Origin of the sequence: Cytobacillus luteolus (assembly GCF_017873715.1) — a bacterium.
In the GTDB taxonomy this organism is placed as follows: domain Bacteria; phylum Bacillota; class Bacilli; order Bacillales; family Bacillaceae_L; genus Bacillus_BV; species Bacillus_BV luteola.
This window is the reverse complement of sequence record NZ_JAGGKM010000004.1, coordinates 260,428-284,814: the sequence shown is the minus strand read 5'-3', so window position 1 is coordinate 284,814 and position 24,387 is coordinate 260,428. Positions and strand designations below refer to the sequence as shown.

Sequence of the window (24,387 nt, the reverse complement as noted above, 5' to 3'; positions counted from 1 at the left end):
ACAATCGTTAAGAACGCTTTTTTGATAGGAGACTCTTTGCTTTTTCGGTATTTGCGAAATGGAGTTTAGTAAAGGTACGTAGGGAAGAAAGCCCATGTTTTTGTATTAGATTGGCTGCCGCCATATCTACTTTTTGTCCAGCTCCCTTTGGAATTTCAAATCCAGCACGTTCACTAAGCTTCTCGAATTCTTTTACGAAGGCATATCGTGCAATTATTGAGGCTGCTGCAACTGCTAAATGTACACCTTCAGCCTTAGTACTAAAATACACGTTTTCCTTATTTACACTCTTCCCAACTAAATAATTAAAATAAACACCTGGTTGTGCGAATTGGTCAATTAATATACCATCTGCTTTTTCTGGTTTCAGCTTTTCAACTACATTATTTAGTGCCTGATTATGAAGGTAGGCTTTTATTTTTCCTTGTGACATGCCACTTTCTTGAAGAGTGTTATATTTTTCATTATGTAAGATTAATAAACTATACGGGATCACTTTAATAATATTTTTTGCTATTTCAACTATTTGTTTGTCTGTTAAATTTTTTGAATCCTTTACTCCTAATTCTTGAAGTAATGATAAGTTCTTATTAGATACATAGGCTGCAGCTACCGTCATTGGACCAAAATAGTCTCCAGTTCCTACCTCATCCGAACCGATAATTGATAATGTAGAGATGTTCTGTGGTGGAGAATAGATGGTTGTGCTTTTTGGTTTATCTGAAGATTTTTTTTTGTTAGTTGAAGGCTCGTTGCTTCCCCACCGTGAAGATTCAGACTCAGCCCCACTACCTTGAAAGAGTACTTTCCCAGACTTATAAGCAGTAATTGTACAATTTGGAAGTTTAGCAACAAATAATCCACCCTGAGGTATCTTTTCTGTTAAACTGCTTGAGTAAAATTCTTTCATTTTTAGAGCTATAGTTGAATTTACTTTTATAACTGCGTTAGACAAAAAATCCACTCCCATTACTTTGTAATCCTATAAAGCTATCATAACCTTTCTTGAGATATCTTTCCAACAATGCTTTATTCATGGTATCATATTGAATAGGATTCTGATGAATGGGGGCAGTAATTTGTCACAGCCGGATAAAACAAGAACAACTGTAGATATATATGGGCAACAATATTCAATCGTAGGAACCGAATCGACAAGTCATGTTCGATTAGTAGCCTCGCTAGTTGACGATAAAATGAGAGAAATTAGTGCTAAAAATCCATACCTAGATATTAATAAAATCGCAGTTCTAACTGCAGTAAATACAGTAAATGACTATTTGAAATTAAAGGAGAAAGTAGAAGAACTAGAAAAACAAGTAAAAAACGAAAAGGATTGAAACATTCATTATGCTAGATCTTATCTTAATTATTATATTATTAATGGGATTTTTAATTGGATTAAAAAGAGGATTTATTCTTCAAATTGTGCATTTAACAGGTTTTATTGTTGCTTTTATTGTTGCATATGTATATTCGGGAGATTTAGCTCCTGCTATTAAACTATGGGTACCGTATGTAACCTTAGGTGATAATGAGACAATTACATTTTTATTTGAAAGTACTAACCTAGAAGCGGCTTATTACCGAGCGATTGCTTTCGCTATGCTGTTCTTTGGTACTAAAGTCATATTACAAATTGTTGGTTCAATGTTAGATTTCCTGGCTCACTTACCAATCCTAAAACAAATTAATGGATGGGCTGGGGGAATGTTAGGTTTTATAGAGATTTACTTACTAGTCTTTATCGTATTATATATTGGAGCATTAATGCCTATTGAAACAGTACAAGGCTATATCCAAGAGTCATTCATGGCGAAAACAATTGTACAGAATACGCCTATCTTTTCAGGAAAAATAAAGGATTTATGGATTGAGCATATAGCAATGTAATCTATAGGCATGATGAACTTCTCTATCAATAGGGAAGTTTTTTACTTTTAAATTGTACTTTTACTTTAAAAATATGTATCATTTTTTGTAGTGAAACGTAGAAATAGGTAGGTGTTCAAGAATTATGGAATTAAATAAAAAGGACGTTATCAAATTACTAGAAACGATTGCAATATATATGGAATTAAAAGGTGAAAATTCGTTTAAAATATCTGCATTCCGTAAAGCAGCTTTGGCACTTGAAAATGATGACCGTAGTCTGTCTACCATTAATGATTTTACTCAACTTTCAGGAATTGGTAAGGGCACAGCAGCTATCATTACTGAGTATATTACGACCAGCACATGCACCGTGCTAGAGGAACTTAAAAAAGAGGTACCATCTGGTCTTATTCCACTATTAAAACTTCAAGGCTTAGGTGGAAAGAAGATTGCGAAGTTATATCAAGAGCTTGGTATAGAAGATATTGAGTCATTGAGACAAGCCTGTGAGCAGGAAAAAGTCCGTGGTTTGGCTGGCTTTGGAAAGAAGACAGAGGAAAATATACTTTCGTCAATTTTAGAAAGTGGCAAAAGACCGGAAAGGCTTCCTCTATCCTTGATGCTTCCCCTTGCTGAGGAAATTGAATACGCACTATCAAAAATGGAAGGGATCGATCAATTTTCTAGAGCTGGAAGTATTAGAAGAATGAAAGAAACGGTAAAGGATTTAGATTTTATCATTTCAACCACTGAACCTGAATCTGTTCGTGAACAGTTATTAAAGTTAAACAGGCTTACTTCAGTTATTGCAAGTGGTGATACAAAGGTTTCGGTTCAATTACATTATCATTATGATGTGTCAGTTGACTTTAGGCTGGTTAAACCTCAGGAGTTTAGTACTACTCTCCATCACTTTACAGGGAGCAAGGATCATAATGTACGTATGCGACAGCTTGCAAAGGAACGAGGAGAAAAAATTAGCGAATATGGTGTTGAGTCGCTAGAAACAGGTAAAATAACAACGTTTAACTCAGAAGAAGAATTCTATAACCATTTTGGCTTACCATTTATTCCACCAGAAGTTAGGGAAGACGGTTCTGAGGTGGAACTTTATACAAAAGAAATAGAGTTATTAAAACTAGATGACATTAAGGGTGACCTTCACATGCACTCAACATGGAGTGATGGGGCATTTACTATCGAGGAAATGGCAGAGGCTTGTAGAAAAAAGGGATATCGCTATATTGCCATTACAGATCATTCACAATTTTTAAGAGTAGCTAATGGGCTAACAGCCGAACGGTTAATAGAACAGAGGAAAGAAATAGACAGACTGAATGCCAAGTATGATGATTTTAAAATCTTGGCAGGAGTAGAAATGGATATACTACCAGATGGAACACTCGATTATGATAATTCTGTTTTAGAAGGTATGGATATTGTTATTGCATCCATTCATTCTAGTTTTTCTCAACCAAGAGAAAAAATAATGGAAAGATTACTTGCGGCATTAACAAATGTCCATGTTGATTTTATTGCTCATCCAACTGGTAGGCTAGTCGGTAAAAGACCGGGCTATGATGTTGACATTGATCTACTATTACAAATAGCAAAAGAAACAAATACAGCCATTGAATTAAATGCAAATCCTAACCGGTTGGACCTCTGTGCTGAGCATATAAGAAAAGCACAAGAGTTAGGGGTAAAAATCGTCATTAATACAGATGCTCATAATGTAGCGATGCTTGAGGATATGCCAATTGGAGTTGCGACTGCTAGAAAAGGTTGGATTCAAAAAGAAAGTGTTATAAATACGTGGGAATACGATGAGTTGATCAACTTTTTACAAACTAGAAAGATGTAATCTATTTTTAGAAGATACGATCAATCACACCCTTAACTATTAGATCAAAACGGGGGTTAAATTTATGCAACAACGCGTTTTAAAAGTATTAGAATTTGAGAAGGTGAAAGAACAGCTGATGAAGCATGCCTCTTCTTCACTAGGGAAGCAGAGGGCTCAAACTATTGTACCTTCAACTGATTTCGAGGAAGTTGTTCTGTTACAGGAGCAAACAGATGAGGCCGTTAAGGTATTAAGATTAAAAGGAAATGTTCCACTTGGAGGGATAAGTGATATACGTCCGAGTGTTAAGAGAGCAAAAATCGGTAGTATGCTTGGCTCTTTAGAATTACTAGATATAGCCGGCACAATCTATGGAGGAAGACAACTAAAGAAATTCATCCTTACGATGGTTGAAGATGGGGTAGAACTACCAATACTAGAGAGTTATGTTGAAAGAATCCTCCCATTAATGGAATTAGAACAGTCCATTAAACATTGTATTGATGACAATGGGCATGTGATGGATGGAGCAAGTGATAAACTCAGGTCAATTCGAGTTCAGCTTAGAAGTAGTGAATCAAGAATCCGTGAAAAATTAGAAAATATCGTACGATCATCCTCTGCTCAAAAAACATTGTCGGATGCCATTATAACAATAAGAAATGATCGCTACGTTATTCCAGTAAAGCAGGAGTACCGGGGAACATATGGTGGTATTGTTCATGACCAATCTTCTTCAGGTGCAACTTTATTTATAGAACCTCAATCTGTTGTTGACCTGAATAATACGCTACAGGAAGCACGTGTTCAAGAGAAGCTTGAAATTGAGAAAATCCTTTTTGAACTTACGGGTGAAGTGGCTGAAGTTGCCGATAGCTTACTTGAAAATGTAAATATTCTAGCAGACCTAGACTTTATGTTTGCAAAGGCTGGCTATAGCCAAAAAATTAGAGCATCTAAACCAACAATGAATAATGATGGTCATATCCGAGTTTTTAAAGCACGTCATCCATTGATTAACCCAGATGAAGTTGTTCCAAATGATATAGAACTAGGTAGAGACTATACATCAATTGTTATCACCGGTCCAAATACGGGTGGAAAAACAGTTACATTAAAGACCTTAGGTTTGTTTACTTTGATGGCACAATCTGGTCTGCAGATACCTGCCTTAGATGGTTCTGAACTTGCAGTATTTGAAAATGTTTACGCTGATATTGGGGATGAACAATCAATTGAGCAAAGCTTAAGTACCTTTTCATCTCATATGGTGAATATAGTGGATATATTAAATAAGGTAGATTCCAACAGTTTAGTATTATTCGATGAGTTAGGTGCTGGAACCGATCCACAGGAAGGTGCTGCACTTGCTATCTCAATCTTAGATGAAGTCTACAACAGAGGTGCAAGAGTAATTGCAACAACACATTATCCTGAATTGAAAGCATATGGGTATAATCGTGAAGGAGTTATAAATGCTAGTGTTGAATTTGATATAGAGACTCTAAGTCCAACTTACAAATTATTAATTGGAGTACCAGGAAGAAGTAATGCGTTTGAAATCTCAAAAAGACTTGGGCTCAAAGAGGATGTCATAACTAGAGCAAAAGAACATGTTAGCACTGAAAGCAATACGGTAGAAAATATGATAGCCTCACTTGAAAAAAGTAAGAGAGAAGCAGAAGCAGAATTAACAGAGGCCGAGACAATTCGGAAAGATGCCCAAACTCTGCATAATGAACTTCAGAAACAAATTCAAGAATTCAATGATAAACGTGACAAGCTTTTTGATAAGGCTCAAGACAAGGCACATGAAACAATTAATAAAGCAAAACAAGAAGCAGAAGAGATTATAAAAGAGTTACGTAAAATGCGAACTGATCAACATGCTTTTGTTAAAGAGCATGAGCTAATTGAAGCGAAGAGACGATTGGAAGAAGCATCCCCAAATTTAAGCAAGAAAAAACAAGTCAGTACAGCAAAAGTGAAACAAGATTTTCAAGTTGGAGATGAAGTGAAAGTAATTAGCTTCAACCAAAAAGGGCATCTGTTAGAAAAAGTTGGTTCAAAAGATTGGCAAGTTCAAATGGGTATCATGAAAATGAAGGTAAACGAGGCTGATTTGGAATATGTTAGCAGACCAAAGCCAGTAGAAACTAAACCTCTTGCTACTGTAAAGGGAAAAGATTATCACGTTAGTTTAGAACTTGATCTAAGAGGAGAAAGATTTGAAAATGCGCTAGTACGAGTTGAAAAGTATATTGATGATGCTCTTCTAGCCGGTTATCCAAGAGTGTCAATTATACATGGAAAAGGTACTGGAGCTCTCAGGCAAGGAGTACAAGAATACTTGAAGAACCACCGATCTGTGAAGTCGATTCGATTTGGTGAGCCAGGAGAAGGTGGAAGTGGTGTTACAGTCGTCACTTTTAAGTAGATAGAGAATGTAGAGGTAATCCTATAATTTAATTAGGGAGATTATACTTATGAATGAATTTTGGGAGAATGAGCTAGTTTCAACAGCTGCACACTATAGTGTCGTTATCTTGTGTATTTTCGTTTCCTTGGCGATTTTCGAACTTGTAACGAAATATCGTAATTGGGAAGAAATACAAAGAGGGAATTTGGCAGTTGCTATGGCTACAGGCGGAAAAATTTTTGGTTTGGCAAATATTTTTAGATATTCTATTAATAATCATGATTCTCTATTAACAATGGTGGGTTGGGGATTCTTTGGGTTTATACTATTATTGTTGGGGTACTTTATTTTTGAATTTCTAACTCCTAAATTTAAAATTGACGAAGAAATTGCACGTGATAATCGGGCTGTTGGTTTTATATCACTAACCATTTCAGTTGGTTTATCATTCGTCATCGGTGCAGGTATAGGGTAAGGTGAAACTAGATGGAAACATTAGCAAAAGTACTTTTAGGTCTATGCGGCCTCTTTATATTGATAGGAATAATATATATGACGTTCTTTGCATAACAATCAGTAAAAGGCATTCAATTTTGGATGCCTTTTATTATTTAAATTTAAACATTTATTTAAACTCCAATTGTCACAATATTGCGTATGTACTATAATGGAGAAAATGGTTAGAATATTCAAAACGTAATTGTTTTGGATATAAAATATATTAAGGAGGGGAAATAAGATGGAACAACGTAAACCATGGTTAAAGCAATACCCAAAAGAGATACCACATTCACTTGATTATGGTAATAAGTCTTTACAATCCTATTTGAAGGATGTAACAAAGGAGTACCCAAACAAAAAAGCAATACACTTTCTAGGTAAGGAATTGACGTATGCTGAACTTTACGAGAGTTCGCTTAAATTTGCAAACTATCTAAAGAAAATTGGGCTTGAGAAAGGTGATAGAGTTGCAATCATGCTTCCGAATTGCCCACAAGGTGTAATCGCTTACTATGGTACATTATTTGCAGGTGGAGTAGTTGTTCAGACAAACCCACTTTATATGGAACGCGAAATAGAATATCAAATGAACGATTCTGGCTCTAAAATAATCATTACACTCGATATTCTATATCCAAGAGTTTCAAAAGTGAAAGCGCAAACATGCCTTGAACATATTATCGTGACTGGGATTAAAGATTTTTTACCTTTTCCAAAGAACATGATTTACCCATTTATTCAGAAAAAACAATATGGGATTGTTGTAAAGGTAGAACATCAAGGGGAAAATCATTTACTTACAGAAATCTTAAAGTCGAGTGAAGCAAAAGAAATCGAATTAGACATTAATCCAGAAGAAGATATTGCTTTATTGCAATATACAGGTGGTACGACCGGCTTTCCAAAGGGTGTAATGCTAACACACAGAAATCTTGTAGCTAATACTTTAATGTGTACAACTTGGATGTATAATTGCAAAAGAGGGGAAGAGTCTGTTCTAGGAATATTACCATTTTTCCATGTGTATGGCATGACAACTGTTATGAATCTTTCAATCATGCAGGCTTATAAGATGGTATTATTACCAAAATTTGACGCAACAGACACCTTAAAGACCATTCAGAAATTCAAACCAACCTTATTTCCTGGTGCACCGACTATCTATATCGCATTACTAAATCATCCTGACATTAAAAAATATGATTTATCCTCAGTTCAAGCGTGCATAAGTGGTTCTGCACCCCTTCCGGTTGAAGTGCAAGAGCAGTTTGAAGAGGTAACAGGTGGTAAAGTAGTTGAAGGTTATGGTTTATCTGAAGCGTCACCGGTGACACATTCGAATTTCCTTTGGGGGAAAAGAGTAAGTGGGAGTATTGGATTACCATGGCCCGATACAGATGCTAAAATCATTGATATGCAAACTGGCGAGGAAGCAGAAGTCAAGCAAATTGGTGAAGTTATCATTCGTGGTCCACAGGTAATGAAAGGGTATTGGAATAGACCAGAAGAAACTGAAGCAACACTCAAAGACGGTTGGCTATTAACTGGAGATTTAGGTTATATGGATGAGGACGGATACTTCTATATTGTTGATCGCAAAAAAGATATGATTATCGCAGGTGGATATAATATTTATCCTCGTGAGATTGAAGAAGTACTATATGAGCATGATAAAGTTCAAGAGGTTGTTGTTGCAGGTATCCCGGATCCTTACCGAGGAGAAACTGTAAAAGCGTATGTAGTAGCTAAAGAGGGTAAAACAATAACTGAGGCTGAATTAGATGAATATGCCAGAAAACACTTGGCTGCATATAAGGTGCCTAGAAAATACGAATTCCGAAAAGAACTTCCAAAGACTGCGGTAGGGAAAATATTGAGAAGAGCTTTAGTGGATGAAGAGAAGGATAAAATCAAGCAGGCTTAATGTTAAAGGTTATCAATATACTTTGCAATAGACGGTTCACCAATGTTAGACACATCATGCAAAGAGCCATGATAACAGAGCGTGGCTCTTCTTAGCTAACACAAACTTGACAGCAGTTAATTAAGGCCTTATTATAAAAATATGAATGACGATTCATTCATTTTATGAAAGGAAGTAACATAGTTGAAACGAACGAAGCCAAAATTCAAACAAATTATAGATGCAGCAGTAGTCGTAATTGCCGAGAACGGCTACCATCAAGCACAAGTTTCAAAGATTGCAAAACAAGCAGGAGTAGCTGATGGGACAATTTACCTCTACTTTAAAAACAAAGAAGATATTCTCGTTTCCTTGTTCCAAGAAAAGATGGGCAATTTTATCGAGAAAATTGAAGAAGAAATTGCAGGAAAACAGACTGCTGCAGAGAAATTGTTAATGTTGGTGGAAAAACACTTTTCCTTATTAGCTGCTGATCATGATTTAGCGATTGTTACCCAACTAGAATTACGTCAATCTAATAAAGAACTTAGACTTCGAATAAATGAAGTTCTAAAAGGTTACTTGAAGGTCGTTGATCAAATCATTATTCAGGGTAAAGAAAATGGCGAGTTCAGGGCTGATTTAGACGTTCGACTAGCAAGGCAGATGGTTTTCGGTACTATAGACGAGACTGTCACCACTTGGGTTATGAATGAACAAAAATATGATCTCTTAAAGTTAACAGGACAAGTACACCAACTATTGATCTACGGATGTGGATTCTTCAAGCCTAATAGTTAGGGGGAAAGCAAATGGCATTACTAAGTACAACAATTGAGGAAAGAATTGCCACAATTACAATTAATCATCCACCTGCAAATGCTTTATCATCTTTAGTCCTAAAGGAGCTATCGGGAGTACTTGATGGTCTTGAGACTAATGAAGAAGTTAGAGTAATTGTTTTAAAAGGAGAGGGCAGATTCTTCTCTGCAGGTGCAGATATTAAAGAATTTACGACTGTTTCAAATGGAGAAGAGTTCTCAAAGCTGTCTACATACGGGCAGGATCTATTTGAAAGAATGGAAAACTTCACCAAACCAATCATTGCTAGCATTCATGGAGCTGCACTAGGTGGTGGCTTAGAATTAGCAATGGGTTGTCACTTTAGAATTGTAAGTGAAACTGCAAAGTTAGGTCTTCCAGAACTTCAATTAGGATTAATCCCTGGTTTTGCTGGAACAGCTAGACTACCAAAGTTTATTGGTGTGTCTAAAGCAGCTGAAATGCTTTGGACAAGTGACCCTATTAGTGGAAAGGAAGCTGTTCAGTTTGGATTAGCAAACCATGCATTTCCAGAGGAGAGCTTAGTAGAAGAAACATACAAAATTGCTAAAAAGATTGCTGCGAAAAGCCCAATCTCCATTGCTGCTACCATCGAGTTATTAAATATTGCTAAGACAAAACAATACCATGCGGGTGTTGCAAGAGAGGCTGAGTTATTCGGTCAAGTCTTTACATCAGAGGATGGCCAAGAAGGTATCCAAGCTTTTATTGAAAAGCGTCAACCTCAATTCAAAGGAAAATAAAGATTATTTTAAACTATTTTTCTATTCAATATTCAGAAATTATAGTAAAATAGTTATATAAGGTTTTAGAATTATTAAAACTTATAAGCTTTTAATTTTGTAGGAGGGGAAACAATGAACATCTTTGTTATTATGAAAAGAACATTTGACACAGAAGAGAAGATTGTAGTTAAAAACGGTCAAATTAGTGAAGATGGTGCCGAATTTATAATTAACCCTTATGATGAATATGCCATTGAAGAAGCGATTCAAGTTAGAGACGCAAACGGTGGCGAGGTAACTGTTGTAACTGTTGGTACAGAGGATGCTGAGAAAGAACTTCGTACTGCTTTAGCAATGGGTGCTGATAAAGCAGTTCTTATCAATACAGAAGATGATGTAGAAGCAGGAGATCAGTTTACAACTGCTAAAATCATTTCTGAATTCTTAAAAGATAAAGAAGTTGACCTAATCTTAGGTGGTAATGTAGCAATTGATGGTGGGTCTGGACAAGTTGGACCACGTGTTGCAGAATTACTAGATATTCCATATGTTACAACAATTACTAAATTAGAAATCAATGGAAAGAATGTTACTGTTACTCGTGATGTTGAAGGAGACTCTGAAGTAATTGAAACAACACTACCATTATTAGTAACTGCACAACAAGGATTAAATGAGCCTCGTTATCCTTCTCTACCTGGGATTATGAAAGCTAAGAAAAAGCCTCTAGAAGAATTAGAACTAGATGACTTAGATTTAGAAGAAGATGATGTAGAAGCAAAAACAAAAACTATTGAAATCTATTTACCACCTAAAAAAGAAGCTGGTAAAGTTCTTCAAGGTGAATTAGCTGACCAAGTTAAAGAACTGGTTTCATTACTTCATACTGAAGCAAAAGTAGTGTAAGAGACTTATAAATATATCACTCTACTAAAATTAGGGGGTAAAATAAAATGGCAAGAAAAGTGTTAGTATTAGCTGAAGCACGTGATAACTCATTACGTAATGTTTCATTTGAAACGATTTCTGCAGGTAAAACAGTTGCTGAAGGTGGAGAAGTTGTAGCTGTCTTACTAGGAGACGGTGTTAGCTCATTAGCTACTGAATTATTTCACTACGGTGCAGATAAAGTAGTAACAGTTGAAGACGAAAAATTGAAAACGTATACACCTGATGGATATGCTCAAGCTTTATTAGCTGTTATTGATGCTGAAAGTCCAGAAGGATTAGTGATTGGACACACTGCATTAGGAAAAGACTTAGCTCCTAAAATTGCTGGTAAGCTAAATTCTGGATTAATTTCTGATGCAACAGATGTTGAGGCAACAGGCGGTAATCTTGTGTTTACAAGACCAATCTACTCAGGTAAAGCATTTGAGAAGAAAATTATTACTGATGGATTAATCTTTGCTACAATCCGTCCAAATAACATTGCTCCTTTAGCAAAAGACGAGTCACGTACAGGTGAAGTGTCTTCATTATCAGTTGATATTAAAGACTTACGTACAATTGTAAAGGAAGTAGTGAGAAAAGCATCTGAAGGTGTTGACTTGTCAGAGGCAAAGGTTGTTATTGCTGGTGGTCGTGGAGTGAAAAGCGAAGATGGATTTGAACCATTAAAAGAACTAGCTAATGTTCTTGGTGGAGCAATTGGTGCTTCTCGTGGAGCTTGTGACGCTGAATACTGTGATTATTCACTACAAATCGGCCAAACAGGTAAAGTAGTTACACCAGACCTATATATTGCTTGCGGTATCTCAGGTGCAATTCAACATTTAGCTGGTATGTCTAACTCTAAAGTTATCGTAGCTATCAATAAAGACCCAGAAGCAAACATCTTCAAAGTAGCTGATTACGGAATCGTTGGAGACTTATTTGAAGTTGTACCACTTCTTACAGAAGAGTTTAAAAAACTGAAAGTACATTCTTAACATAAAGAGGCAGCCAAGTGGTTGCCTTTTATTTATGAATATAGGCTACTTGATTTGGAGGCTCACGGACCGCCCGCGGAAAGCGAGTGCCTTCAGCTGAAATCAACGGGTTAGTGTAACTAATAAACAAATATAATGCTTTAAATTAGGGTATTTTACTTACATAGATTTAACCGTCCTAGCATATATTACGTACGAAGCAAATAATTAGCATCTAAAACTTCCAGGTGATATACTGTGTTTAGCTACTCAGAATAACGGTAAATTATTCTGGAGGTGTTAGTTACTTAGGTATTCACATGCTAGGTTAACTACAATATATAAACGTTTTAAAGGAGGAAAAAAATATGGCAATTTCAAATGTAACAGATCAAAATTTCAATACGGAAACTAGCGAAGGTCTAGTTCTTGCAGATTTCTGGGCTCCATGGTGTGGACCTTGTAAAATGATTGCTCCTGTATTAGAAGAATTAGACTCAGAAATGGGTGAAAAAGTTAAAATCGTGAAAATCGATGTTGACGAAAATCAAGAGACTGCAGGGAAATTCGGAGTTATGAGTATCCCAACATTACTAGTTATGAAAAACGGCGAAGTTGTAGATAAGGTTGTTGGATTCCAACCTAAAGATGCACTTGCTGAATTACTAAACAAACACGCATAATCCAACAACAGCCTATATAATTAGGCTGTTTTTTTTGTATTTCTTAGGAAATATTGTCGAAAGCTATTTTTTAGGTAAGTCTTTGTTGTAACAAAAAAAAATTAAAACTAATGTTGAGAGTTAGGTTATTCGCTAGAATCCACGAGACTCCTGCGGGAGTAGGACGTCAACGGGAGACCCCACAGGTGCGTAGCGCCGGGAGGCCCCCGGACTGCCCGCGGAAAGCGAGTGGATTCTAGCGAATAACTCCCTGTTACCTTTTTTTTTGGTATAAAAGACAATTACTTTATTTTACAAGTCCTAGTGTACACAAATCATGATACAATAAGTGTTAGTTAAATTCTCAACATTGTGTAATGGAGTGGTTGCAAATGCATGATCACCTAAAAGAAAAACTTTCCGTACTTCCAGATCAACCAGGCTGCTATTTAATGAAGGATAAAAATGGGACGATTATCTATGTAGGGAAAGCAAAAATATTAAAAAATAGAGTTCGATCTTATTTTACTGGTTCTCATGACGGTAAGACGCTACGCTTAGTTCAAGAGATTGTTGATTTTGAATATATTGTAACACCTTCAAACATAGATGCATTAGTACTAGAAATGAACTTAATTAAAAAATATGACCCAAAATATAATGTGATGTTAAAGGATGATAAAAGTTATCCTTTTATTAAGATTACCGCTGAAAGACATCCAAGATTACTCATAACCCGTAATGTGAAAAAAGATAAAGGGAAATACTTTGGCCCTTATCCAAATGCACAGGCGGCTAGTGAAACGAAAAAGCTATTAGACCGAATCTATCCGCTTAGAAAATGTTCTACTTTGCCTGATAAAGTATGTCTTTATTATCATATTGGTCAGTGCTTAGCACCTTGTATCCAGTCGGTTTCAGAAGAGCAAAATAAACAGTTGGTGGATGAGATTTCCAAGTTTTTAAATGGTGGTTACAAGGAAATTAAAACTAACTTAACTGAGAAAATGATTAATGCTTCTGAAAACCTTGACTTTGAAAGAGCAAAAGAATATCGAGATCAAATAGCGCATATTGAAACAACAATGGAAAGACAAAAGATGACGATGACTGACTTTGTAGATCGCGATGTATTCGGTTTTTCTTATGACAAAGGCTGGATGTGTGTACAAGTCTTTTTTATTAGGCAAGGGAAATTAATAGAGCGTGAAGTTTCTTTATTCCCATTTTATGATGAGCCTGAGGAAGATTTCCTAACATTTTTAGGGCAATTTTACTCGCAAAATAATCATTTTAAACCCAAAGAAATTCTATTACCTAAGACGGTAGACAAGGAAATGGTAGAAAAACTTTTAGAAGTAAGTGTGTTTCAGCCTAGTAAGGGGCAGAAGAAGGATTTAATAGATTTAGCAACTAAAAATGCTTTTATTGCGATAAAAGAGAAATTCTCCCTAATTGAAAGAGATGAAGAGAGAACGATTAAGGCAGTTGAACAGTTAGGTATCCACTTAGGAATTGCTACACCTCATCGGATTGAGGCTTTTGATAATTCTAATATACAAGGAACAGATCCTGTTTCTGCGATGATTGTGTTTATAGATGGCAAGCCTGAGAAAAAAGAGTATCGAAAGTATAAAATTAAGTCCGTAATCGGTCCAGATGATTATGAATCGATGCGAGAAGTCGTTAGAAGGCGATATTCAAGAGTACTAAAGGAACAACTACCACTACCTGATTTAATTATTATTGATGGTGGTAAAGGTCATTTAGCGGCAGTTAGGGATGTATTAGAGAATGAGCTAGGATTAGAGGTTCCGACAGCAGGGCTTGCTAAGGATGAAAGACATAGAACTTCAGAGTTATTATTGGGAGAGACTGCTGAAATTATCCAGCTACCACGAAATAGTCAAGAGTTTTATCTATTACAGCGAATTCAAGATGAAGTTCATCGATTTGCAATAACTTTTCATCGTCAAATTAGAGGGAAGTCTGCATTTCAATCTGTTCTGGATGATATACCTGGTGTGGGAGAAAAAAGAAAGAAAGCACTTCTTAAACATTTTGGCTCGATAAAAAAACTACGTTCAGCAACTATAGAAGAAATTGTAGAGGCTAAAATACCTCGCCAAACTGCGGAGATAATCTATGAGAAATTAAGAAATTAATTCTTGTATTTTTACATCCAATTCTGATATAATTACAACTAATTTGATATTCATACACTTCAGAAACTGAAGTGAAGATAGAGGTGCGTGCTTTATAAGTAGGCAGTGGGAGGAGAATGAGCTCTGTAAATCACTGTTTGAAAGGGAAGCTCGCCGAAGTGATAAAACGCTCATTTTGTTTTTTCGCTGGTTTTGCATTTAATAGATGTAAGACTGTCAAGATTTACTCTTGGAGGGCTATCTCACGAAGTGACACGTAATTATCGTTATCACTGCAATGAGATGTTAGTCTCATTGCTTTTTTGCGTTTTAGAGAACTTAATGAAGAGGATGATAAAATAATGGGAATCATTGTACAAAAATTTGGTGGTACATCGGTTGGTTCAATTGAGCGTATTCAGAACGTTGCAAATCGAGTTGTTCATGAGGTAGACAAAGGTAATAAAGTGGTTGTTGTCGTTTCTGCTATGGGAAAATCAACAGATGAACTTGTGTCTTTAGCGAAGCAAATTAGTAAAAATCCTAGCAAGCGTGAAATGGATATGCTTCTTTCAACAGGAGAACAAGTTACCATTTCATTATTAACATTAGCATTACAAGAAAAAGGATATGATTCAATATCATTTACAGGATGGCAAGCTGGCATTGAGACTGAAGCGATACATAGCAATGCACGTATCGTAAATATAGATACAAAGAAATTAAACGAAAGTTTAAATAAAGGACAAATTGTTGTGGTTGCTGGATTCCAAGGAATTACAGTAGATGGTGCTATTACTACACTTGGGAGAGGTGGATCTGATACAACAGCAGTTGCTTTGGCTGCCGCATTAAAAGCTGATAAGTGTGATATATATACTGATGTAACTGGAGTCTTTACTACTGATCCACGCTATATAAAAACTGCAAGAAAATTACAGTCTGTCTCCTATGATGAAATGTTGGAACTAGCTAATTTAGGTGCAGGCGTACTTCACCCCAGAGCAGTTGAATTTGCCAAAAATTACTTAATGCCTTTAGAGGTTAGATCAAGCATGGAGTTAGAAAATGGGACAATCATCGAGGAGGAAGTTTCAATGGAAAAAAACTTAATTGTTAGAGGCATTGCATTTGAAGACCAAGTAACAAGGGTAACAGTCTGTGGATTACCTAATGAACTACAGACATTATCTAAAATCTTTACAACATTAGCACAGAATGGCTTAAATGTGGATATTATCATTCAAAGTACAACCAATGATAATACAACATCTATTTCTTTCTCAGTTAAAACAGCTGATTTAGAGGATACTCTTCATGTATTAAATAGTAACCGTGAGGAGCTTAAGTTTACTGAAATTCAGCATGAAAGTGGATTGGCCAAGGTCTCTATTGTTGGCTCAGGAATGATTTCCAACCCCGGAGTAGCAGCCGAAATGTTTCAAGTGCTAGCAAATCACGAAATTCAAGTGAAAATGGTAAGTACATCTGAAATCAAAGTATCGACCGTAGTTGAGCAGGTGAACATGGTCAAGGCAGTAGATGCCCTACATGAGGCATTTAGTTTATCAGTTTCTGACAAATCAGAGGTTACAATTTAGATAATGAAAAAAGGTGCGACACAAACTGTGTAGCACCTTTTCCATTAACCATTAAATATGTTTAATGATGTCCTTTTTGTCAGTTTTTACTGTGAAAATGACCTTTAAGGCCCTGTTTTTCTGTTGTTCATATGCTTCAGATAATTGACCTTTTTGGTGTTCAATTTGTTGAGCCAAAAAGCCTGATTCGAGTTGGAAAGTGGAAGGTTCTTTACTAGAGAGACGATTCGAAACGAGATCACCTGTTAAATGGAACTCGAGTTCTTCTTTCTTATCCTTATCGAGTGTCAATTGTCCCCAACCAGCTTTACTGAAAAAATCAACAATCATCTCTATTGAGTCTAAAGGATACTTCCTAGCTAAATTTTTACCAGCCCAATATAATAGCTGAGGAGTATCTTTGCCGAGTAGATCAGGTATTAAAACTTCTCTTAATAATTCATAACCGAAGCTTGGTACTTGTTTTTCATCAAAAAATGATTTATTTACATCTAAGATAGTATTTCTCACACGATTCCCCTCTTTCTCTAAATTATTATATAACAAGAAGGTGGATTAAAAACATGAATTTTTTTGTCGAATAAATACTGATTATGATTCTAAATTAATTATTTGATATTAGTTGTAAGTAATTGGTAATAGCGGTAATTGAATTGTTTTAATTTGAACAATTTGTGTACAGGATTCCTTGACGCTACTTCTGTATGAGAGTAAAATGTATTTGTTACATTATATTGATAAAGAAATATCTACAATAGCATTGTCAATTATTGTCTCATCTCTGAAGAGTTGGGCGAATTTTGACATCTATTGCAAGGGTTTTCATTTTATCAATTAATAATATAAGTGAATGTATGCTTAACAGCAGCAACAAAGAGTTCCATAAAGATATGGTGCTAAAATTTAAGGGGGTAAATTAATGGGAGGAAATCGTGAGTTTTTTTATCGTCGACTCCATTCACTTCTAGGTGTTGTTCCAGTTGGAATATTCTTAATTCAACACTTAATTGTGAATCATTTTGCGACAAAGGGAGTAGAGGCATTTAACAATGCTGCTCATTTTATGGAAAGTCTTCCTTTTCGTTATGTATTAGAGGCTGTAATTATCTTTATTCCAATTATCTTCCATGCTGTTTATGGACTTTACATTGCGTTTACAGCTAAAAACAATGTTAGCAATTATAGTTTTTTCCGAAACCAAATGTTCTTATTACAACGTGTAACAGGTATTATTACACTTATCTTTATCGTTTGGCATGTTTGGGAAACTCGTATTGCAGCTGCATTAGGTGCTGAAGTTAACTTTCAAATGATGGAAAACATCCTAGCTAATCCTTTCATGCTAGTATTCTACATTGTGGGTGTTGTTTCTACAATCTTCCATTTTGCGAACGGCTTGTGGTCATTCTGTGTAAGCTGGGGAATTACAGTTTCTCCACGTTCTCAATTAATTTCTACTTATGTAACACTTGGTATTTTCGTAGCACTATCTTTCGTAGGATTACGTGCGATTTTTGCATTTGTATAAACTAAAAAACTATAATTTAAGTTTATTAGAATAAATGATTTAAGCTCGTTATTGCATATGTAATAACTTTTGAGGGGTGAGTTACTATGGGTAAAGGAAGAATTATCGTAGTCGGCGGTGGTTTAGCTGGCTTAATGGCAACGATTAAAGCTGCTGAAGCAGGAGTACAAGTAGATTTATTTTCACTTGTTCCGGTAAAACGTTCTCACTCTGTTTGTGCACAAGGTGGGATTAATGGAGCTGTAAATACGAAGGGTGAAGGAGATTCTCCGTGGGAACACTTTGATGATACAGTTTACGGTGGAGATTTCTTAGCAAACCAACCACCTGTAAAAGCTATGACTGAGGCGGCTCCTGGAATTATTCATTTATTAGACCGTATGGGTGTAATGTTTAACAGAACTCCAGAAGGACTACTTGATTTCCGTCGTTTTGGAGGTACTCAGCATCACCGTACAGCATTTGCTGGTGCAACAACAGGTCAACAATTACTTTATGCTTTGGATGAGCAAGTTCGTCGTTATGAAGTGGCAGGACTAGTTACAAAGTATGAAGGATGGGAATTTTTAGGTGCTATTATTGATGATGAGGGTGTTTGTCGAGGTATTACAGGTCAGGACTTAACAACAATGGAAATTAAGGCTTTCGCTGCTGATGCTGTAATTATGGCAACAGGCGGACCTGGGATTATTTTCGGTAAATCAACTAACTCAGTTATTAATACTGGTTCTGCTGCATCTATCGTATATCAACAAGGTGCAATTTATTCAAATGGTGAGTTTATTCAAATTCACCCTACAGCTATCCCGGGAGATGATAAGCTTCGTTTGATGAGTGAATCAGCTCGTGGTGAGGGTGGACGTGTTTGGACTTATAAAGATGGAAAGCCATGGTATTTCCTAGAAGAGAAATATCCTGCTTACGGAAACTTAGTACCACGTGATATCGCAACTCGTGAGATCTTCCACGTATGTGTAGACTTAAAAGCTGGTATTAACGGAGAAAACATGGTGTATTTAGATCTTTCTCATAAAGATCCTAAAGAGCTTGATATTAAACTTGGTGGAATCATTGAAATCTATGAGAAATTCATGGGTGATGATCCTCGTAAAGTGCCAATGAAAATTTTCCCTGCTGTTCACTATTCAATGGGTGGACTATGGGTTGACTACGACCAAATGACGAATATTCCAGGCCTTTTTGCAGCTGGTGAGTGTGATTACTCTCAACACGGTGCAAACCGTTTAGGGGCTAACTCATTATTATCTGCTATTTATGGTGGTATGGTTGCTGGTCCAAATGCAATTCGTTACATGAATGGATTAGAAAAGAGTACGGATGCAATTCCTTCTTCAGTATTTGACCGTCACGTTAAAGAACAAGAAGACAAGTGGAATTCAATCATGAGCATGGACGGTAACGAAAATGCATATGTCCTACACAAAGAACTTGGTGAGTGGATGACAGATAATGTTACTGTTGTTAGATACAATGATAAGTTATTGAAAACAGATGAGAAAATCCAAGAGCTACTTGAGCGTTTTGGAAATATCAATATTAATGATACTGCGAAATGGAGCAACCAAGGTGCAGTATTTACTCGTCAATTAGAAAACATGCTTCATCTTTCTCGTGTTGTAACACTTGGTGCTTACAACCGTAATGAGAGCCGTGGAGCACATTATAAACCAGAATTCACTGAGCGTAATGATGAAGAGTGGTTAAAAACAACAATGGCTAAATTTAAAGATAGTAAGTCTGCGCCACAATTTAGCTATGAGGATGTTGATACATCTTTAATTCAGCCACGTAAGCGTGATTACTCTAAGAAAAAGGGGGAGAACTAAAACATGAGTGAAAACAAAATTGTTCATTTTATTATTACTCGTCAAGATAGTCCTGAAACAGCCCCTTATACACAGGAATTTAAAATTCCATATCGTCCGAACATGAATGTAATCTCAGCACTAATGGAGATCAGACGTAATCCAGTGGATGCTAGAGGAAATCAAACAGTACCAATCTCTTGGGACATGAACTGTCTTGAGGAAGTATGTGGTGCGTGTTCGATGATTATCAATGGTAAACCACGTCAGTCTTGTACTGCACTTGTTGATCAACTAGAGCAGCCAATTCGTTTGGAGCCAATGAGAACATTCCCAGTAGTTCGTGATTTACAGGTAGATCGTAAGAGAATGTTTGATTCTCTTAAAAAGGTAAAAGCATGGATTCCGATTGATGGAACTTATGATTTAGGTCCTGGACCACGTATGCCTGAAACAAAGCGTCAGTGGGCATATGAGCTTTCAAAATGTATGACATGTGGTGTGTGTTTAGAGGCTTGTCCTAATGTAAATAGTAAATCTGATTTCATTGGACCTGCACCTTTATCCCAAGTTCGTTTATTCAATGCTCACCCAACTGGTGAAATGAATAAAGCAGAACGTCTAAATTCAATCATGGGTGATGGTGGTCTTGCGAACTGTGGTAACTCACAAAACTGTGTGCAATCCTGTCCAAAGGGTATCCCTTTAACAACATCAATTGCAGCATTAAACAGAGATACAACAATCCAATCATTCCGAAACTTCTTCGGAAGTGATCAAGCGTAATAGTAAAAGCCTCTTCAAATTATTGAAGGGGCTTTTTTACTAATGCTCTTTTCGTAAAGTTTGTTGCTTTTATCTGTATTTAACAAGAGTGGATTGGAGCGGAAGGCACTTGACTCCTGCGGGAAGTAGAGGAATATCCGGCGAGACCCCACAGGCGTATGCGCCGAGGAGGCTCGCATTCCTCCCGGCGGAAAGCAAGTGCCTGCAGCGCAAAGGAACGGTCAATGTTCACTGTTAAAACAACATTCTTTTAGAAAAGAACCTTTATTAAATACCAAAAGTTAGGAGCATCTTAGGATGAAAAACATACCTTATATTAATGATTTATCCTCATGGAAAGAATCATTCGAATTTAGTCATAAAATTAAAGTCCGTTTTTCAGAAACAGACATGTTTGGACACTTGAACAACACAATTCCTTTTATCTATTTTGAAGAGGCGCGAATCGAGTTCTTTAAAGCGTTAGGGTTTATGCAAGAATGGACCAAACCAGCAAGCGAAGTTATCCCTGTTGTAGCAGATCTTCAGTGTGATTTTGTAAAGCAGGTTTATTTTGATCAAGTCATCGACATCTATGTTAAGGTTCACAAAATTGGCAACTCGTCGATTGATCTTCATTATATGGGTGGGGATGAGCATAAAAATGCCTTCTTTACAGGTAGAGGAACAATTGTTCAAATGTCGAAGAAGAAGGCTAAGGGCGTACCATGGTCAACAGATATGAGAAACGTAATAGAAAATGTATCAAAGGAACTTATTTTCATATAAAAATAGGCGATTAATAATAATACATATCGTAATTTCAGTCACAGGAAACGCATTTACCTCATAGTATATGTTGACTAAATATATACCCATCCGGTAGTTCAGCTCTGGCTAAGGCAAGGAGGGTTACAGTACTTGAAGGAGAATGAGTTTCAACCAAAGCCACTACTCACAAAGAGAGAAAGAGAAGTTTTTGAACTATTAGTTCAGGACAAAACAACAAAAGAAATCGCCAGTGATTTGTTTATTAGTGAAAAAACGGTTAGAAATCACATTTCGAATGCGATGCAAAAGCTTGGTGTCAAGGGGCGCTCTCAAGCAGTTGTCGAGCTCCTTCGAATGGGCGAACTTAAGCTTTAAGTACAATCAGCTATCTTACAACAAAAGTAAGGTAGCTGATTTGTTTTATAGCAAATCCCCCCTTAAAGTTTGTTGGTAGAACTCACTAAATATAGGTGTGTAATCTAAATGTTACTTGCATTTTTGACGAAAAAAGTAGAAAATAAAATAAATTAGTAGAGAATGTGGTTAAATTCTATAAAGGGGGATGATTATGTCAATTCAAGGACATCAAACGGTAAGTGAAGATCAGGTAGTTGCAGATTTAGAAAAATCGTTAAGGTATATCTCGGCTATCATTAAACAAAAGGGTCGAGAAATTCTTAGTAATTATACAATTACTCCACCTCAGTTTGTTGCACTTCAATGGCTTTTTGAAGGTGGCGATATGACGATTGGTGAGCTTTCCAATAAAATGTTTCTCGCATGCAGCACAACTACAGACTTAATTGATCGAATGGAAAAGAATCATCTAGTTATGCGTGTTAAAGACCCTAACGACCGCCGAGTGGTAAGGATTCACCTGCTTGATGAAGGTGAGCGCATTATCGAGGAAGTAATACAAAAACGTCAGAATTACTTATCTGAAGTACTTGGTGATTTTTCAAAAGAAGAAATACTAGTTTTAGAGAAAAGTTTAGCTAAACTACATCATGAAATGAAAGCAGAATGAGGCGATTTTTTTGTACAGACCAATTGGAATTATCGATTCTGGGGTCGGTGGACTGACAGTAGCAAAAGAAATTATGCGTCAATTACCTAAAGAAGAAATTATCTACTTAGGCGACACTGCTAGGTGTCCGTATGGTCCAAGGCCTAAGAAAGAAGTTAGTCAATTTACTTGGGAAATGACAAATTACGTACTTGCTTACAACATAAAATTATTAGTCATTGCATGTAATACGGCAACCGCTCTAGTTTTGGACGATATTCAAGCAGAATTAAATATACCGGTAATTGGAGTTGTATTCCCTGGAGCAAGAACAGCACTTAAGGTAACTAAAAATCACAACATAGGTGTTATAGGGACAATTAATACAATAAATAGTGGAGCGTACGAAACGGCTCTTAAATCAATAAATAGTCAGATTAATGTAGAAAGCTTAGCTTGCCCTAGTTTTGTTCCATTAGTGGAAAGTGGAGATTTCAATAATGAAAAGGCAATGCAGATTGTGAAAGAATCTCTTCTTCCTTTTGAAGATAGTAGGATGGATACATTGATTCTAGGTTGTACACATTACCCATTATTGAGACCTACCATTCAAGAAGCTGTCGGAAATAGTGTGAATCTCATATGTTCCGGCGACGAGACGGCTAGGGAAGTAAGTACGATTCTTTACTACAATGGATTACTAAATAAAGGTTCTAATAAGAGAAACCACCTCTTCTTAACAACAGGAGAAAAAGAGATTTTTCAAAAGATCGCGTCACAATGGCTTGAACGACCAATTGAAAATATAAAAACAGTTCAGATTTAAACTCCAGTTATAGACTACTGGAGTTTTTTATCTTAATAGAAATAAATATATAAGAAAGAAGATTTCTTTTAGTAAAAGTCGGTCTAAAATGAAAAATAGCTCGTATACATAGTAGTACAAACCACCATGGGAGGGATTATGTATGCGAGATTTAACAAAGTCTAAAATTGCAGCAACAGTTATTGCTTCATCAGTATTACTATCGGGGTGTGGACTATTTGGAGGAGAACCAGCGGTAGAAGAAATTGACCCACCACAAGATGTGACGTATACGAATGAAGATATAGACACTACTGAGAGTGGAACTGAAATGGGAGATGAAGCATCAGTTGAATCAGTAACGAGGGAGCTTTATCTAGTAGATAAAAATGGAATGGTAGTTCCACAAACCTTTCAGCTTCCTAAATCCGAGGGTGTAGCTAAGCAGGTTTTAGAATACTTGGTAGAAGGTGGACCTGTTACAGAGATGCTGCCTAATGGTTTTAGAGCAGTACTACCACAAGATACTCAAGTAACTACAAATATGGATGGGAATACGGTTATTGTTGACTTTTCTAAAGAGTTTGCAAACTATCAACCAGAGGATGAGTTACGAATTTTACAATCGATAACGTATACACTTACTCAATTTGATTCCATAAAAAATGTTAAAATCCGTATAAATGGACATGAGCAAGATGAAATGCCTGTTAACGGTACCCCAATCGGGAATGGATTAAACCGATCAGCTGGCATTAACTTAGATAACAGTGAAGTAGTAGATATTACAAACACTAAACCTATCACGTTATACTTCTTAGCTGAGAACCAAGAGGGCATCTATTATGTACCAGTAACAAAGCGTATTGATAAATCAGAAACTGACGAGGACAATATTGCTGTCATTGTAAAAGAATTAATCGAAGGACCAGACTATAACTCAAGCCTATTAAGTGATTTTCAAACGGATGCAGCTCTTCTAAGTGCTACGTATGAAAATGGAAAAGTAACATTAGACTTTAACGAAAACATTTATGGTAGTTTCGAGGAAAAAATGATTTCTAGACATGTAATTAATTCCTTAGTATTATCTCTAACTGAACAACCAGGGATTGAAAGTGTTGCAATTACTGTCGCTGGTAATCCAGAAGTTATGACTGATGAAGGAAAAACGTTAACAGAACCTGTTACACGTCCTGAAAAAGTCAACACTGGTAGTTTTTAATCTTATTAATTTTGATATACTATAGGTAAGTT

At 36.3% G+C, this 24,387-nt stretch carries 23 protein-coding genes and 1 riboswitch; of the genes, 21 read left to right on the top strand and 2 right to left on the bottom strand.

What is annotated here, in order from left to right; all coding sequences use genetic code 11:
• Positions 1 to 7: 7 nt before the first annotated feature.
• Positions 8 to 955 carry a ribonuclease HIII gene (gene rnhC, locus J2Z26_RS13445; protein ID WP_193535701.1) on the bottom strand — a complete coding sequence of 316 codons (948 nt, stop codon included), beginning with the start codon at positions 953 to 955 and terminating at the stop codon, positions 8 to 10.
• 124 nt (positions 956 to 1,079) lie between these two features.
• On the opposite strand from rnhC, the gene zapA reads away from it, so the two are divergent.
• The 13 genes from zapA to J2Z26_RS13380 all read left to right on the top strand — a co-directional run bounded on the left by zapA (position 1,080) and on the right by J2Z26_RS13380 (position 16,429).
• On the top strand, positions 1,080 to 1,340 hold the full coding sequence (gene zapA, locus J2Z26_RS13440) for a cell division protein ZapA (RefSeq protein ID WP_193535700.1): 261 nt from the start codon (positions 1,080 to 1,082) through the stop codon (positions 1,338 to 1,340).
• 10 nt (positions 1,341 to 1,350) lie between these two features.
• Positions 1,351 to 1,893 (top strand): CvpA family protein, encoded by a 543-nt coding sequence (locus J2Z26_RS13435; protein ID WP_193535699.1) that lies wholly within the window; start codon positions 1,351 to 1,353, stop codon positions 1,891 to 1,893.
• A gap of 124 nt (positions 1,894 to 2,017) precedes the next feature.
• Entirely contained in the window at positions 2,018 to 3,739 is a 1,722-nt protein-coding gene (polX, locus tag J2Z26_RS13430; protein WP_193535698.1) for a DNA polymerase/3'-5' exonuclease PolX, read from the top strand.
• A gap of 64 nt (positions 3,740 to 3,803) precedes the next feature.
• Positions 3,804 to 6,158 (top strand): endonuclease MutS2, encoded by a 2,355-nt coding sequence (locus J2Z26_RS13425; protein WP_193535697.1) that lies wholly within the window; start codon positions 3,804 to 3,806, stop codon positions 6,156 to 6,158.
• 49 nt (positions 6,159 to 6,207) lie between these two features.
• A complete protein-coding gene (locus J2Z26_RS13420) occupies positions 6,208 to 6,615 on the top strand; it encodes a DUF350 domain-containing protein (protein WP_193535696.1) in 408 nt (135 codons plus the stop codon).
• A 264-nt stretch (positions 6,616 to 6,879) separates the two neighbouring features.
• Positions 6,880 to 8,565 carry a long-chain-fatty-acid--CoA ligase gene (locus tag J2Z26_RS13415; RefSeq protein WP_193535695.1) on the top strand — a complete coding sequence of 562 codons (1,686 nt, stop codon included), beginning with the start codon at positions 6,880 to 6,882 and terminating at the stop codon, positions 8,563 to 8,565.
• Positions 8,566 to 8,748: 183 nt separating this feature from the next.
• Positions 8,749 to 9,345, top strand: coding sequence for a TetR/AcrR family transcriptional regulator (locus tag J2Z26_RS13410; protein WP_193535694.1), 597 nt, complete (start codon positions 8,749 to 8,751; stop codon positions 9,343 to 9,345).
• Positions 9,346 to 9,356: 11 nt separating this feature from the next.
• Positions 9,357 to 10,130 (top strand): enoyl-CoA hydratase, encoded by a 774-nt coding sequence (locus J2Z26_RS13405; RefSeq protein WP_209794360.1) that lies wholly within the window; start codon positions 9,357 to 9,359, stop codon positions 10,128 to 10,130.
• A gap of 114 nt (positions 10,131 to 10,244) precedes the next feature.
• Positions 10,245 to 11,018: an electron transfer flavoprotein subunit beta/FixA family protein gene (locus tag J2Z26_RS13400; RefSeq protein ID WP_193535692.1), complete on the top strand. Its 774-nt coding sequence runs from the start codon at positions 10,245 to 10,247 to the stop codon at positions 11,016 to 11,018.
• Positions 11,019 to 11,065: 47 nt separating this feature from the next.
• Entirely contained in the window at positions 11,066 to 12,043 is a 978-nt protein-coding gene (locus tag J2Z26_RS13395; protein WP_193535691.1) for an electron transfer flavoprotein subunit alpha/FixB family protein, read from the top strand.
• Between the two features lie 347 nt (positions 12,044 to 12,390).
• Complete coding sequence (gene trxA / locus J2Z26_RS13390) at positions 12,391 to 12,705, top strand: thioredoxin (RefSeq protein WP_193469940.1); 315 nt, start codon at positions 12,391 to 12,393, stop codon at positions 12,703 to 12,705.
• Between the two features lie 371 nt (positions 12,706 to 13,076).
• Complete coding sequence (gene uvrC, locus J2Z26_RS13385; protein WP_193536087.1) at positions 13,077 to 14,849, top strand: excinuclease ABC subunit UvrC; 1,773 nt, start codon at positions 13,077 to 13,079, stop codon at positions 14,847 to 14,849.
• A 70-nt stretch (positions 14,850 to 14,919) separates the two neighbouring features.
• A riboswitch (Lysine riboswitch) is annotated at positions 14,920 to 15,097 on the top strand.
• A 93-nt stretch (positions 15,098 to 15,190) separates the two neighbouring features.
• The gene (locus tag J2Z26_RS13380) at positions 15,191 to 16,429 is read left to right on the top strand and encodes an aspartate kinase (protein ID WP_193535690.1); all 1,239 of its coding nucleotides are present in this window, start codon (positions 15,191 to 15,193) and stop codon (positions 16,427 to 16,429) included.
• A 51-nt stretch (positions 16,430 to 16,480) separates the two neighbouring features.
• On the opposite strand, the gene J2Z26_RS13375 is transcribed toward J2Z26_RS13380, so the two are convergent.
• Positions 16,481 to 16,939: a YslB family protein gene (locus tag J2Z26_RS13375; RefSeq protein WP_319638038.1), complete on the bottom strand. Its 459-nt coding sequence runs from the start codon at positions 16,937 to 16,939 to the stop codon at positions 16,481 to 16,483.
• Between the two features lie 409 nt (positions 16,940 to 17,348).
• Here J2Z26_RS13375 and J2Z26_RS13370 point away from each other — a divergent pair, with 409 nt between their 5' ends.
• The 8 genes from J2Z26_RS13370 (at position 17,349) to J2Z26_RS13335 (ending at position 24,355) form a co-directional block, all read left to right on the top strand.
• On the top strand, positions 17,349 to 17,957 hold the full coding sequence (locus J2Z26_RS13370) for a succinate dehydrogenase cytochrome b558 subunit (RefSeq protein ID WP_193535689.1): 609 nt from the start codon (positions 17,349 to 17,351) through the stop codon (positions 17,955 to 17,957).
• Between the two features lie 86 nt (positions 17,958 to 18,043).
• Positions 18,044 to 19,804 carry a succinate dehydrogenase flavoprotein subunit gene (sdhA, locus tag J2Z26_RS13365; RefSeq protein WP_193535688.1) on the top strand — a complete coding sequence of 587 codons (1,761 nt, stop codon included), beginning with the start codon at positions 18,044 to 18,046 and terminating at the stop codon, positions 19,802 to 19,804.
• A gap of 3 nt (positions 19,805 to 19,807) precedes the next feature.
• The gene (gene sdhB, locus J2Z26_RS13360) at positions 19,808 to 20,569 is read left to right on the top strand and encodes a succinate dehydrogenase iron-sulfur subunit (protein WP_193469935.1); all 762 of its coding nucleotides are present in this window, start codon (positions 19,808 to 19,810) and stop codon (positions 20,567 to 20,569) included.
• A gap of 297 nt (positions 20,570 to 20,866) precedes the next feature.
• Positions 20,867 to 21,337 (top strand): acyl-CoA thioesterase, encoded by a 471-nt coding sequence (locus tag J2Z26_RS13355; protein WP_193535686.1) that lies wholly within the window; start codon positions 20,867 to 20,869, stop codon positions 21,335 to 21,337.
• 132 nt (positions 21,338 to 21,469) lie between these two features.
• Entirely contained in the window at positions 21,470 to 21,694 is a 225-nt protein-coding gene (gene gerE, locus J2Z26_RS13350; protein ID WP_193469933.1) for a spore germination transcription factor GerE, read from the top strand.
• Positions 21,695 to 21,887: 193 nt separating this feature from the next.
• Positions 21,888 to 22,346 carry a MarR family winged helix-turn-helix transcriptional regulator gene (locus J2Z26_RS13345; protein ID WP_193535684.1) on the top strand — a complete coding sequence of 153 codons (459 nt, stop codon included), beginning with the start codon at positions 21,888 to 21,890 and terminating at the stop codon, positions 22,344 to 22,346.
• 10 nt (positions 22,347 to 22,356) lie between these two features.
• Entirely contained in the window at positions 22,357 to 23,151 is a 795-nt protein-coding gene (gene racE, locus J2Z26_RS13340; protein WP_227413681.1) for a glutamate racemase, read from the top strand.
• A gap of 142 nt (positions 23,152 to 23,293) precedes the next feature.
• A complete protein-coding gene (locus tag J2Z26_RS13335) occupies positions 23,294 to 24,355 on the top strand; it encodes a GerMN domain-containing protein (protein WP_193535682.1) in 1,062 nt (353 codons plus the stop codon).
• Positions 24,356 to 24,387: the final 32 nt, after the last annotated feature.

Bases quoted from the DNA above. Each gene is read 5' to 3' on its own strand.
- J2Z26_RS13395 (WP_193535691.1), top strand. From the start codon at position 11,066: ATGGCAAGAAAAGTGTTAGTATTAGCTGAAGCACGTGATAACTCATTA.
- J2Z26_RS13420 (WP_193535696.1), top strand. From the start codon at position 6,208: ATGAATGAATTTTGGGAGAATGAGCTAGTTTCAACAGCTGCACACTAT.
- J2Z26_RS13405 (WP_209794360.1), top strand. From the start codon at position 9,357: ATGGCATTACTAAGTACAACAATTGAGGAAAGAATTGCCACAATTACA.
- J2Z26_RS13380 (WP_193535690.1), top strand. From the start codon at position 15,191: ATGGGAATCATTGTACAAAAATTTGGTGGTACATCGGTTGGTTCAATT.
- J2Z26_RS13415 (WP_193535695.1), top strand. From the start codon at position 6,880: ATGGAACAACGTAAACCATGGTTAAAGCAATACCCAAAAGAGATACCA.
- J2Z26_RS13370 (WP_193535689.1), top strand. From the start codon at position 17,349: ATGGGAGGAAATCGTGAGTTTTTTTATCGTCGACTCCATTCACTTCTA.
- J2Z26_RS13335 (WP_193535682.1), top strand. From the start codon at position 23,294: ATGCGAGATTTAACAAAGTCTAAAATTGCAGCAACAGTTATTGCTTCA.
- trxA (WP_193469940.1), top strand. From the start codon at position 12,391: ATGGCAATTTCAAATGTAACAGATCAAAATTTCAATACGGAAACTAGC.
- J2Z26_RS13400 (WP_193535692.1), top strand. From the start codon at position 10,245: ATGAACATCTTTGTTATTATGAAAAGAACATTTGACACAGAAGAGAAG.
- polX (WP_193535698.1), top strand. From the start codon at position 2,018: ATGGAATTAAATAAAAAGGACGTTATCAAATTACTAGAAACGATTGCA.
- J2Z26_RS13355 (WP_193535686.1), top strand. From the start codon at position 20,867: ATGAAAAACATACCTTATATTAATGATTTATCCTCATGGAAAGAATCA.
- sdhA (WP_193535688.1), top strand. From the start codon at position 18,044: ATGGGTAAAGGAAGAATTATCGTAGTCGGCGGTGGTTTAGCTGGCTTA.
- uvrC (WP_193536087.1), top strand. From the start codon at position 13,077: ATGCATGATCACCTAAAAGAAAAACTTTCCGTACTTCCAGATCAACCA.
- J2Z26_RS13425 (WP_193535697.1), top strand. From the start codon at position 3,804: ATGCAACAACGCGTTTTAAAAGTATTAGAATTTGAGAAGGTGAAAGAA.
- sdhB (WP_193469935.1), top strand. From the start codon at position 19,808: ATGAGTGAAAACAAAATTGTTCATTTTATTATTACTCGTCAAGATAGT.
- J2Z26_RS13345 (WP_193535684.1), top strand. From the start codon at position 21,888: ATGTCAATTCAAGGACATCAAACGGTAAGTGAAGATCAGGTAGTTGCA.
- J2Z26_RS13435 (WP_193535699.1), top strand. From the start codon at position 1,351: ATGCTAGATCTTATCTTAATTATTATATTATTAATGGGATTTTTAATT.